Origin of the sequence: Mesorhizobium sp. Root554 (assembly GCF_001427025.1) — a bacterium.
In the GTDB taxonomy this organism is placed as follows: domain Bacteria; phylum Pseudomonadota; class Alphaproteobacteria; order Rhizobiales; family Rhizobiaceae; genus Mesorhizobium.
In genome coordinates, this window is record NZ_LMGA01000001.1 from 3,717,043 (window position 1) to 3,728,831 (window position 11,789).

8 protein-coding genes and 1 pseudogene are annotated in these 11,789 nt (G+C 65.5%); 8 read left to right on the top strand and 1 reads right to left on the bottom strand.

The genetic code is table 11. From position 1 onward, the window contains the following. Window positions 1-637: 637 nt before the first annotated feature. From hisS to ASD44_RS17935, 4 genes are all read left to right on the top strand, one after another. Window positions 638-2,149, top strand: a complete 1,512-nt coding sequence (hisS, locus tag ASD44_RS17920; protein ID WP_056116483.1) for a histidine--tRNA ligase — start codon at window positions 638-640, stop codon at window positions 2,147-2,149. Between the two features lie 171 nt (window positions 2,150-2,320). Beyond that, entirely contained in the window at window positions 2,321-3,442 is a 1,122-nt protein-coding gene (locus ASD44_RS17925; protein WP_056115102.1) for an ATP phosphoribosyltransferase regulatory subunit, read from the top strand. Further along, a complete protein-coding gene (hisG, locus tag ASD44_RS17930) occupies window positions 3,439-4,143 on the top strand; it encodes an ATP phosphoribosyltransferase (protein WP_056115106.1) in 705 nt (234 codons plus the stop codon). Before ASD44_RS17925 ends, hisG begins: the two co-directional genes overlap by 4 nt. A 64-nt stretch (window positions 4,144-4,207) precedes the next feature. Next, window positions 4,208-5,962, top strand: coding sequence for an AMP-binding protein (locus ASD44_RS17935; protein ID WP_056116486.1), 1,755 nt, complete (start codon window positions 4,208-4,210; stop codon window positions 5,960-5,962). Window positions 5,963-5,995: 33 nt separating this feature from the next. On the opposite strand, the gene ASD44_RS17940 is transcribed toward ASD44_RS17935, so the two are convergent. Then, on the bottom strand, window positions 5,996-6,901 hold the full coding sequence (locus tag ASD44_RS17940; protein ID WP_056115109.1) for a hydrogen peroxide-inducible genes activator: 906 nt from the start codon (window positions 6,899-6,901) through the stop codon (window positions 5,996-5,998). Window positions 6,902-7,075: 174 nt separating this feature from the next. On the opposite strand from ASD44_RS17940, the gene katG reads away from it, so the two are divergent. From katG to ASD44_RS17960, 4 genes and pseudogenes are all read left to right on the top strand, one after another. Beyond that, complete coding sequence (katG, locus tag ASD44_RS17945; protein ID WP_056116489.1) at window positions 7,076-9,262, top strand: catalase/peroxidase HPI; 2,187 nt, start codon at window positions 7,076-7,078, stop codon at window positions 9,260-9,262. Window positions 9,263-9,420: 158 nt separating this feature from the next. After that, entirely contained in the window at window positions 9,421-10,707 is a 1,287-nt protein-coding gene (locus tag ASD44_RS17950; protein WP_056115112.1) for an RsmB/NOP family class I SAM-dependent RNA methyltransferase, read from the top strand. Window positions 10,708-10,871: 164 nt separating this feature from the next. Continuing rightward, window positions 10,872-11,170: pseudogene (locus ASD44_RS17955) on the top strand (TspO/MBR family protein); the annotation flags it as partial. 82 nt (window positions 11,171-11,252) lie between these two features. After that, window positions 11,253-11,711 carry a PaaI family thioesterase gene (locus ASD44_RS17960; RefSeq protein WP_056115115.1) on the top strand — a complete coding sequence of 153 codons (459 nt, stop codon included), beginning with the start codon at window positions 11,253-11,255 and terminating at the stop codon, window positions 11,709-11,711. Window positions 11,712-11,789 lie beyond the last annotated feature (78 nt).

Consider the following 11,789-nt stretch of genomic DNA (forward strand, 5'->3'; position numbering starts at 1 on the left):
AACGCGGCTTCCTCGGCGGGACTTAAAATCGCCAGGACGCGGCGGCGCACGAACCACGACCGGCTCGATGCCTGCTCGGCCAGAACGGCGAGCGCGAACAGCAGCGCCACGATGCGCTCCAGCACATCGCGGTCCCGGTTCGCGTTCCTGTCCCAGCCTTCCATCCTGTCCTCCGCTTCGGGCAGCAAAGTATGGATGCGGTTTTGCGGACGTGGACGGATTTATCTGTTGTGGAGCCGTGGCGCTTCTGCCTTCTCCCTTTGTGGGAGAAGGTGGATCGGCGCGCAGCGCCGAGACGGATGAGGGGTAGGGTGCGCCAAGCACCCCTCATCCGTCGCCTGATCTCGTCCTTGCTTCGCAAGCCCGAGGGCGACACCTTCTCCCACAAGGGGAGAAGGGAAGGCATTTGAGCGCGGCCGGGTGGAGGGTCGCGACCGCGGCCGATCGAGCCAGCACAAGGACCGGGCCGTGCCCGACGATCACAGCATCAATGGATCCCGGATAGCCTCCGCTTCGCTCGGCACCTTCACAAGGGCAAGGCCGCCCTTGCCGCACCCGGCGGCATCGTCTAGGACACGCGCGGCGTGGGCGCGGTAAATTTTATCGACCCGCGCAGCAAGGAATGCCGGGTAAGATCATGGCCGATAAATCGCAGAAAATGCTGGCGCGCCTGCCGCGCGGCTTCGCCGACCGCGGCGCCGACGACATCCGCGCCGTCGAGAAGATGATGGCGAAAATCCGCGAGGTCTATGAGCTTTACGGCTTCGAGCCGGTCGACCAGCCGATGATCGAATACACCGATGCGCTAGGGAAATTCCTGCCCGACCAGGACCGCCCGAACGAGGGTGTTTTCTCCTTCCAGGATGATGACGACCAGTGGCTGTCGCTGCGCTATGATCTGACTGCGCCGACTGCGCGCTTCGTCGCCGAGAACTACGAGCGCCTGCCGAAACCCTATCGCAGCTATCGGTCCGGCTGGGTATTCCGCAACGAGAAGCCGGGGCCGGGCCGCTTCCGCCAGTTCATGCAGTTCGACGCCGATACAGTGGGTGCGCCGGGTGTCGCGGCGGATGCCGAGATGGCGATGATGATGGCCGACGTGATGGAGGCGCTGGGCATCAAGCGGGGCGACTACGTCATCCGCATCAACAACCGTAAGGTACTCGACGGCGTGCTGGATGCGATTGGCCTCGGCGGCGACGAGAACGCCGGACGCAGGCTGACGGTGCTAAGGGCGATCGACAAGTTGGATAAGGTTGGGCTGGATGGCGTGCGGGCGCTGCTTGGGGCGGGGCGTAAAGACGAGAGCGGTGATTTTACGAAGGGTGCGGGGCTGACGACGGAACAGGCCGAAAGAGTGCTCGGTATTTTGGATGTCGATCCCACTGAAGACGAGATTGTCTTGCTTTCGCGCTCAAAAGTATTGGCAACCCCCAGCAATAACGGCTCCAGTGGTGTTGATGAGCTAATTGAGATCGCGAAGTTGACTAGGGCCGCCGGCTACGGCCCAGATCGCATCCGCATCGACCCCTCCGTCGTCCGCGGCCTCGAATACTACACCGGTCCCGTCTACGAGGCCGAACTGCTCGCCGAAATCCCCAATGAAGACGGCCAGATCGTCCGCTTCGGCTCGGTCGGCGGCGGCGGCCGCTATGACGGGCTGGTGTCGCGCTTTCGCGGAGAGCCGGTGCCGGCGACGGGCTTTTCCATCGGCGTCTCGCGTCTGATGACGGCGCTGAAGAACCTCGGCAAGCTCGATACATCCGACGTCATTCAGCCGGTCGTTGTGCTTGTCATGGACCGCGATACGGAAAGCCTCGGCCGCTACCAGAAGATGGTGAGCGACCTGCGGCAGGCTGGCATCCGCGCCGAAATGTATCTCGGCGGCGCCGGCATGAAGGCGCAGCTGAAATATGCCGACCGGCGCGGCTGTCCCGTCGCCATCATCCAGGGCGGCGACGAGCGCGCCAGGGGCGAGCTGCAGATCAAGGACCTGATCGAGGGCGCACGGCAGGCCGCTGCCATTTCCGGTCACGCCGAATACAAGGAGGCGCGGCCCGGACAGGTGACGGTGGCCGAGGCCGACCTGGTGACCGAGGTGCGCAAGATTCTAGACGCGCAGAAGGCGGAGCGCGACGGTGGCCGGTGAGGCTGCGATCTTCCCTTCTCCCCGTGTGGGAGAAGGTGGCCGAGCGAAGCGAGGTCGGATGAGGGGTGTTGGCCGGAGCGTCGGCGTCTCCTTCCTTCCAGTACCCCTCATCCGTCTTGNTGCGCGCCAATCCACCTTCTCCCACAAGGGGAGAAGGGCAGGGGCTGCTCAATGACCGCCCGCCGCCCCGCCATATCCGACGCCATCGAGGCGTTGTTCGCCATGCGCGGCGCGGCGCTCGTCGACGTGCCGGTGCTGCAGCCCGCCGATCCGTTCCTCGACATGGCGGGCGAGGATCTGCGCCGCCGCATCTTCCTGACCGAAAGCGAGACCGGCCGCAGTCTGTGCCTGCGCCCGGAATTCACCATTCCCGTTTGCCTCGACCATATCGCCAGCCAGGCCGGCACGCCGCGCCGCTATGCCTATCTGGGCGAGGTGTTCCGCCAGCGCCGCGATGGCCCCGCCGAATTCTTCCAGGCCGGCATCGAGGATTTGGGCGACCGCGACACCGCGAAAGCCGACGCCCGTTCCGTCGCCGACGCCATCGCGCTGTTGGAACTCGCGCTGCCCAAAGCCGGCCTCGTGACGACGCTGGGGGACCAGGCGGTGTTCGAGGCGGTGCTGGCGGCGCTCGGCCTGCCGCGCGGCTGGCGCATGCGGCTCGCCCGCGCCTTCGGCTCGCGCGCCATGCTCGAGGCGGCTCTTGCCGATCTCGCCAATCCGCCACGCAACGGCCAGTTTCCGCCGGAAGTCGCCGCGCTGGCCGTCGATGGCGACGCCGGGGCGCTTGCCGCCCATCTGGCCGAGGGCATGGAAAAGGTGGGCCTGTCGGCTTCCGCCGGCCGCACGCCGGCCGACATTGCCCGCCGGCTGATCGAGAAAGCGCAATTGCGCTCGGTGCGTCTGTCGGACGAGCCGTTCGCGGCGCTGAAGGCCTTCCTCGCCATCAAGGTTCCGCTCGACGGCGCGGCAGCGGCGCTGGCAGGTTTCGCCGCCGATGCCGGGCTGTCGCTGGGCGCGGCATTGGACAGTTTCGCCGCCCGCGCCGCTGCGATCGCCGGACACGGGCGGAATGCCGGCGCGATCGTCTACGATGCCGCTTTCGGCCGTCCGCTCGATTACTACACGGGCCTGGTGTTCGAGATATCCGTCGACGGCGGCGACAGGCCGCTGGCCGGCGGCGGCCGCTACGACCGGCTGCTGACGCTGCTCGGCGCGACCGCGCCGATCCCCGGCGTCGGCTTCTCCGTCTGGCTCGACCGCATCGAAGCGGCGCGGGAGAGCGGCACATGACGATCTCCCTCGCCATCCCCTCCAAAGGCCGGCTGCGCGAGCAGGCGCTGGAAAAGCTGGCGGCGGCGGGGCTTGCCGTCAGCCTGCCGGAAGACGAGCGCAAATACCGCGCCCGCATCGAGGGTCGCGGCGACATCGAGGTGATGTTCCTGTCTGCCTCGGAGATTGCCGGCGAACTCGGCCAGGGTGCGGTCGACCTCGGCATAACCGGCGAAGACCTGGTGCGCGAAAACCTCGCCGAATGGGAGACGCGCGCCGAAATCCTCGCCCGGCTCGGCTTCGGCCATGCCGATGTGGTGGTCGCGGTGCCCGACATCTGGCTCGATGTCGAAACCATGGCCGACCTCGACGACGTCGCCGCCGACTTCCGCCAGCGCCACGGCCGCAGGCTGCGCATCGCCACCAAATACTGGCGGCTGACGCAGCAGTTCTTTTCCGGCAAGCACGGCATCCAGGTCTACCGCATCGTCGAGAGCCTCGGCGCCACCGAAGGCGCGCCGGCGGCGGGATCGGCCGACATCATCGTCGACATCACCTCGTCCGGCTCGACGCTGCGCGCCAACCACCTCAAGGTGCTGGCGGACGGCGTCATCCTGCGCTCGCAAGCCTGCCTCGTCGCGTCGCGCAAGCCGCGCCAGGATGCGGACGAGGCGTTGATCCGGGACATCGCGGAAAGAATGGCGCGCGCCGACATGTCTTGAACCTGGCGGCATTGCCTCGCGCCACATGGCTGCTAGATTCATTGTGGTTGCGGAGGAGATGGTCATGGCGAACAACACGGCGCTGCAAAGCCCAAGGAACGAGCCGCATCACAGGGCTTTCATCGCCCCGCTGGGCGGCAAGTCGCATGTGTCGGGCGAGCGCACCGTTCCGCTGTTGCACAAAACCATTCCGGCGCTGTTTTCCGAGACGGCGGCTGCCAACGGCTCGCGCGACGCCGCTGTTTTCCTTGGGCAAGACAAGCGGTTTTCGTGGGAGGAGCTTTCCGATGCCGTCGATGCGCTGGCCGCCGGCCTTCTGGCGCTCGGGCTGCGCAAGGGCGACCGCATCGGCATCTGGTCGCCGAACCGCTGGGAGTGGCTGGTCACCCAGTTCGGCACCGCGCGCGTCGGCCTGATCCTGGTCAACATCAATCCGGCCTATCGCCTGTCCGAGCTGGAATATGCGCTGAACAAGGTCGGCTGCAAGGCGCTGGTCACGGCGGCCAGCTTCAAGACGTCGGACTATCTCGGCATGTTGAACACGCTGGCGCCGGAGCTGGAAAAGGCGGAACCCGGCAAGCTGACGGCGAAGAGGCTGCCGACGCTCAAGGCGGTCATCCGGATGGGCGAGGAAAGCTCGCCCGGCATGTTCAATTTCGGCGACGTGCTGGCCATGGGCGGCCGCGACGAGCATGACAGCCTCGACCGCATTTCGGAGGGGCTGAAACCCGGCGACGCCATCAACATCCAGTTCACCTCGGGAACGACGGGCGCGCCGAAGGGCGCGACGCTGACCCACGGCAATATCGTCAACAACGGCAATTTCGTCACTTCGGCCATCAAGCTCACCGCTGAGGACCGTCTCTGCATCCCGGTTCCGCTCTATCATTGCTTCGGCATGTCGATGGGGACGATGGGCTGCGTCACCAAGGGCGCGACCATGGTGTTTCCGGGCGAAGGCTTCGATCCGGGCGCCACGCTGAAGGCGGTGGAAGCCGAGCGCTGCACCGGCCTCTACGGCGTGCCGACCATGTTCGTCGCCATGCTCGATCACGCCGATTTCAAATCCTTCGACCTGTCCAGCCTGCGCACCGGCATCATGGCCGGTTCGCCATGCCCGATCGAAGTGATGAAGAAGGTGATATCGCTCATGAACATGTCGCAGGTGACGATCGCCTACGGCATGACCGAGACCAGCCCCGTCTCGTTCCAGAGCGGCACAGACGATCCGCTCGACAAGCGCGTTTCCACCGTCGGCCGCATCCAGCCGCATGTCGAATGCAAGGTGATCGACGCTGACGGCGCCACCGCTGCGGTCGGCGCGCCGGGTGAACTGTGCACGCGCGGCTATTCGGTGATGAAGGGCTATTGGGAGGACGACGAGAAAACCGCCGAGGCGATCGACCCTGAAGGCTGGATGCACACCGGCGATCTGGCGACCATCGACGACGAAGGCTACTGCAACATCGTCGGCCGGGTGAAGGACATGGTCATACGCGGCGGCGAAAACGTCTATCCGCGCGAGGTCGAGGAATTTCTGTATCGCCACCCCAAGGTCAAGGAAGTGCAGGTCTTCGGCATCCCGGACAAGAAATATGGCGAGGAACTCGCGGCCTGGATCGTTCTCAAGCCGGGCGAGAACGCCGAAGCCGACGAGATCAGGGTCTTCTGCGATGGCCAGATCGCCCATTACAAGGTGCCGCGCCACATCCGCTTCAAGGACAGCCTGCCGATGACGGTGACCGGCAAGCCGCAGAAATTCATCATGCGCGAGGCGATGATGGAGGAACTGGGGCTGGTGGAAGAAAAGACCGCCTGAACGGACACGGCTTGGCGCCAGTGTAAGGGAAGGTCAGGCCTTCGCAGAAAAACCGATCTGCCGCACGAACCGGGCCAGTTCCATGCAATCGTCCCCGCGTGGCGCATTGCGCCGCCACGCCACGCACAATGTGCGCTCCGGAACGGGATCGGCGAACGGCAATATGCGCAGGTCCCGCATTTCCGAGGCGGAACTGACGGCGATTTCCGGGATGAGGGTAACGCCGAGCCCATGCGCGACCATCTGCATGAGCGTGGTCAGGCTGGTGGCGCCGTAGTTCGCCATGACGGCGGGGCGCACCCGCCCGCAAACGGCCAGCGCCTGCTCGCGCATGCAATGGCCTTCCTCCAGCAGCATGAGCCTCTCCAAGGCAACGCTTTCCGGCGCAACCGGCGGTGTCACGAAAGCAGGATCGGACCGGGGAACGGCGAGGAAAAAGCGGTCGTGGAAAAGCTCCTCGACCGTCAATGCGGGCGCATCCAGCGGCGTTGCCGCGATCAGCCCGTCGAGCCGGCCGCCCAGCACTTCTTCCAGCAGCACGGTGGTTACCGCTTCCCTCAGTTCAAGATGCAGGGCGGGATATCGCCGCTTCAGCGCCGGCAGGACGACGGGCAGCAGATAGGGCGCGACGGTGGGGATGATTCCGAGCCGAAGACGGCCCTCCATGGCGTTCCGCTTCAGCCCTCCCATGGCTTCGAGGCTGCGGATTTCTCCCAATATCCTCTCGACTTCAGGCGCCAGCTCCAGGCCTTTTTCAGTCAGGGAAATGCCGCGGCTTGAACGGTCGAAGAGACGGCAGCCGAGGCGCTGCTCCATCTCGGCGATCTGCGCCGACAGCGCCGGCTGGCTGACACCGGCGCTTTCCGCAGCGCGTCCGAAATGGCGCGTCCGCGCCAGCGCCTCGAAATATTCCATCTGCCGGATGGTGATCTGTATCATAGTTTAAAGTTATTGCAGTGAACAGGAAAGGCAATTTGAATTTATTGGAGGCAGCGGCTAGTCTGGAATCATTCCAGCCCGAACATCGCTCAGACCTGCACCCGCGCAGATGTCATGGCGATGGACCCATGCGCTGCGACGGACGAATTCGACAAAATCTTTTGGAGGCCAGATATGGACGCGAAGACTGACGACCCCGCCGGCAAATGCCCGGTCGCGCATGGAGGCGGCAAGTCGCCGAGGTCCAATCGGGACTGGTGGCCGAAGCAGCTGGATGTCTCGGTCCTGCACCGCAATTCCGACCTGTCCGATCCGATGGACAGGGATTTCGACTATGCCGAGGAGTTCAAGAGCCTGGATCTGAACGCGGTTATCCAGGACCTGCACGCCGTCATGACGGATTCGCAGGAGTGGTGGCCGGCCGATTTCGGCCATTATGGCGGCCTGTTCATCCGCATGGCGTGGCACAGCGCCGGCACATACCGCATCACCGACGGCCGTGGCGGCGCCGGCGCCGGCCAGCAGCGTTTCGCGCCGCTGAATAGCTGGCCGGACAATGCAAATCTCGACAAGGCGCGCCGCCTGTTATGGCCGATCAAGCAGAAATATGGCCGCAAGATATCCTGGGCCGACCTACTGGTCCTGACCGGCAACGTCGCCCTGGAATCGATGGGCTTCAAGACTTTCGGCTTCGCCGGCGGCCGCAAGGATGTCTGGGAGCCCGAAGAGCTTTACTGGGGTCCCGAGGGCTCGTGGCTCGGCGACGAGCGCTACAGCGGCGAGCGCCAGCTGGACGAACAGTTGGGCGCTGTCCAGATGGGCCTGATCTACGTCAATCCGGAAGGACCGGGCGGCAATCCGGACCCGGTCGCGGCGGCGAAGGACATTCGCGAAACCTTCTTCCGCATGGCGATGAACGATGAGGAAACCGTCGCGCTGATCGCCGGCGGCCACTCCTTCGGCAAGACCCACGGCGCGGGCGACCCCTCGCTGGTCGGCGCGGAACCGGAAGCGGGCGCGCTCGAGGACCAGGGCCTCGGCTGGAAAAGCACCTACGGATCCGGTCGTGGCGCCGATGCCATCACCGCCGGGTTGGAAGTGACGTGGACGCAGACGCCGACGCAGTGGAGCAACTTCTTCTTCAAGAACCTGTTCGAGAACGAATGGGAATTGACGGCCAGCCCGGCGGGCGCCAAGCAGTGGCAGGCCAGGAACGCCGCCGCGACGATTCCGAATGCCTTCGACCCGTCGAAGAAGCATGTGCCGACCATGCTGACGACCGATCTTTCGCTGCGGTTCGACCCGGAATACGAAAAGATTTCCCGCCGCTTCTATGAGCACCCGGAACAGTTCGCCGACGCCTTCGCCCGCGCCTGGTTCAAGCTGACCCATCGCGACATGGGTCCGCGCGTGCGCTATCTCGGACCGCTGGTGCCGCAAGAAACCCTGATCTGGCAGGACCCGATCCCGGCCGTGGATCACCTCCTGGTCGACGAGCAGGACATCGCGGCGCTGAAGGCGAAGGTTCTGGCTTCGGGCCTGACGGTTCCGCAGCTGGTCTCGACCGCCTGGGCCTCGGCTTCCACCTTCCGCGGCTCCGACAAGCGCGGCGGCGCCAACGGCGCGCGCATCCGGCTGGCCCCGCAGAAGGACTGGGAGGTCAACCAGCCGGCCCAGCTCCAGACGGTGCTGGACAGGCTGGAGGCGATCCGGGCCGAGTTCAACGGCGCGCACTCCGGCAAGAAGATATCGCTGGCCGACCTGATCGTGCTGGCCGGCGCCGCCGCGGTGGAAAAGGCGGCCCGGGATGGCGGCGTGGATGTCGCGGTTCCCTTCGCGGCCGGACGCGCCGATGCCTCGCAGGAACAGACGGACGTGCAGTCCTTCGCGCCGCTCGAACCGCGCAATGACGGCTTCCGCAACTACATCAACGGCAAGAAGCCGCAGTTCATGCAGCCGGAGGAAGCGCTGGTCGACCGGGCGCAGTTGCTGCGCCTGACCGGCCCGGAAATGACCGTGCTGCTCGGCGGCCTGCGCGTGCTCGGCGCCAATGCGGCCGACGCCAGGCACGGCGTCTTCACCGACAGGATCGGTACGCTGACGAACGACTTCTTCGTCAATCTGCTCGGCATGGATACGGAATGGCAGCCGGCCGGCGACAACCTCTACCAGGGCCATGACCGCAAGACGAAGGCGGCCAAATGGACGGCGACGCGCGTCGATCTGATCTTCGGGTCGCACTCGCAGCTCCGCGCCTTCGCCGAGGTCTACGCCACGGCGGACGCGAAGAAGAAGTTCGTGAAGGACTTCGTCGCGGCCTGGACCAAGGTGATGAACGCCGACCGCTTCGATCTCGCCTGAGTTCCCGGAGCGCTGAGACACGGATTTGGAGCCGGGCATCTTGCCCGGCTTTTTCTTTTCACGCTTCGCAAGGGCCTCCGCGTGGCCATCGGGCTTGCCGTCCGCGGCCTTCGCCTGTAGCAGAACCCAAACGGGCAAACCGACGACGGGATCACCGAATGCGACTTGGCGGAAGGCTGGCGGCAGCCATCGAAGTGCTGGAAGACATCCAGCGGCGGCACCGGCCGGTGGCCGAGGCCTTGCGCGACTGGGGTGTCTCGCATCGTTTCGCCGGCGGCGGCGACCGTTCCGCCATCGGCAACATCGTCTATGACGCCCTGCGCCGCAAACGCAGCGCCGCCTGGCTGCTCGGTGCGGACACGCCGCGCGCCGTCGGTTTCGGCGCCCTGCTGCTGGAATGGGGGCAGACGCCGCAATCCTTGAATGCGGCGCTTGACGGCGACAAGTTCGCGCCGTCGCCGCTCGATGCCGATGAGCTCCAGGCCGCCTCCCGCGCCACGCTCGCCGATGCCCCGCCCGCCGTGCAGGCCGATTGCCCCGACTGGTGCGCGCCGCTTTTCGAACAGACCTACGGGCCGGAATGGGTGAAGGAGGGCGCTGCGCTGGCCGAGCGTCCGCCGCTCGACCTGCGGGTGAACACGCTGAAATCCGACCGCGCCAAGGTGATCCAGGAACTGGTGGAGACGGGTGCTGCGGCGTCCGCGCTCGCGACGCAGGGCATCCGCATAGCGCCCATCCAGGGCGACGGCCGCCATCCCAATGTCCAGGCCGAGCCGGCCTTCCAGAAGGGCTGGTTCGAAATCCAGGACGAAGGCTCGCAGATCGCCGCCGAACTCGTCGGCGCCGAGCCCGGAATGCAGCTTCTCGACTATTGCGCAGGCGCCGGCGGCAAGGCGCTGGCCCTCTCGGCCATCATGGACAATCGCGGCCAGATCTTCGCGCACGATTCCGAAAAGCAGCGTCTTGCGCCGATCTTCGATCGCATCCGCCGGTCCGAGAACCGCAACATCCAGGTCGTTTCCAAGCCCGGCGAATTGACGCCGCTTGAGGCGCATATGGACATCGTTCTGATCGATGCGCCCTGCACCGGTTCCGGCACCTGGCGCCGCCGGCCGGATGCCAAATGGCGGCTGACCCAGCGCCAGCTGGAGGCGCGCATGGCGGAGCAGTCAGCCATTCTCGACGCCGCATCCACCTATGTGAAACCGGGCGGACTGCTCGCCTATGTCACCTGCTCGGTCTTCGACGACGAGAACGGCGCGCAGATCGCCGCCTTCCTGGCGCGTGCCAAAAATTTCGAACTGGTCGACCACCGCGCATTGTGGGACCGGCATTTCCCCAGCCATGGCGACAAGGCGCGCTTCGGCGCCTTTGGCATTTCGCTGTCGCCGGCGCTGAGCGGCACTGACGGTTTCTACTTCTGCGCGCTGCGCCGCGCCGGCTGATTTTTCCCTGCGTTGACAGATCCGGACGCTGTTCCATCTCTTGCAGCGGCCTGCGGATCGATCGGGTGTGTTCGTGCAGAAATACATTTCGCTTCTCGTCTTCCTCATTGTCGTGCTCGGCGGCGGGCTGCTGATCGGCTACGCCACGCTGCCGGGCGAATGGNTGCTTTATGTGCTGATCGCCATTGCCGGCTGGCGGATATGGAGACGCGAGCCGCATGGCGCGGCGATGAAGCTTTGGGTGGCGCAGCTCGTGCTCAACTTCCTCTGGTCGCCGGTGTTTTTCGGCGCACAGCGGATTGCCGGCGCGCTCGCCATCATCGTGCTGCTGTTGATCGCGATCATGGCCTTCATGGCGGCGGCGCGCAGGGTGGACCGCGTCGCCTTCTGGCTGTTCGTTCCCTACGCGCTGTGGGTGGCCTTCGCGACCTCGCTGAACGCCTCGATCCTCTTGCTCAACTGAGCCTTGTTGCGGCGCAGCAAAGCGATTGCCTGCCTGCCCCGGCTCTGCAATAAGCTGGATCGTTCAAGCGAAGGTATCGGGCATGGCAGCCAAGATCGTTCCGTCCGCTGACTACGAAGAGCGCGTTCGCGCGTCTTTCGAGCGTCAGCAGGTTATGAAAACCATCGGCGCCGAGCTGACGCTGGTGACGCCGGGCACCATCGAGATCGAAATGCCCTATGCGCCGGGGCTGACGCAGCAGCACGGCTTCCTCCATGCAGGCATCATCTCGGCGGCGCTGGATTCCGCCTGCGGTTATGCAGCCTTCTCCCTGATGCCGGAAAATGCGGGCGTGCTAACCATCGAGTTCAAGGTCAATCTGCTGGCGCCGGGCAGGGGAGAGCGCTTCCTGTTTCGCGGCTCCGTCACCAAGCCCGGCCGCACCATCATCGTCGCCGACGGACAGGCCTATGCCATTGCCGCCGATGGGGAGGCCAAGCTCATCGCCACCATGACGGGGACGATGATGACGGTCACCGGCCGCGAGGGGATCGAGGGGTGAGAGCCCGGTTCGCCGCAGGCGAATTGAAAGGTCCGGTGGACCTTTCAAAGGGCTCGAACGCCCGAGGCCCAGGCCGAG

What these genes read in the sequence shown, in the direction of transcription:
- ASD44_RS17925 (WP_056115102.1), top strand. Translation starts at nt 2,321, where the DNA reads ATGACCGCCCGCCGCCCCGCCATATCCGACGCCATCGAGGCGTTGTTC.
- katG (WP_056116489.1), top strand. Translation starts at nt 7,076, where the DNA reads ATGGACGCGAAGACTGACGACCCCGCCGGCAAATGCCCGGTCGCGCAT.
- hisS (WP_056116483.1), top strand. Translation starts at nt 638, where the DNA reads ATGGCCGATAAATCGCAGAAAATGCTGGCGCGCCTGCCGCGCGGCTTC.
- ASD44_RS17940 (WP_056115109.1), bottom strand. Translation starts at nt 6,901, where the DNA reads ATGATACAGATCACCATCCGGCAGATGGAATATTTCGAGGCGCTGGCG.
- ASD44_RS17960 (WP_056115115.1), top strand. Translation starts at nt 11,253, where the DNA reads ATGGCAGCCAAGATCGTTCCGTCCGCTGACTACGAAGAGCGCGTTCGC.
- ASD44_RS17935 (WP_056116486.1), top strand. Translation starts at nt 4,208, where the DNA reads ATGGCGAACAACACGGCGCTGCAAAGCCCAAGGAACGAGCCGCATCAC.
- hisG (WP_056115106.1), top strand. Translation starts at nt 3,439, where the DNA reads ATGACGATCTCCCTCGCCATCCCCTCCAAAGGCCGGCTGCGCGAGCAG.
- ASD44_RS17950 (WP_056115112.1), top strand. Translation starts at nt 9,421, where the DNA reads ATGCGACTTGGCGGAAGGCTGGCGGCAGCCATCGAAGTGCTGGAAGAC.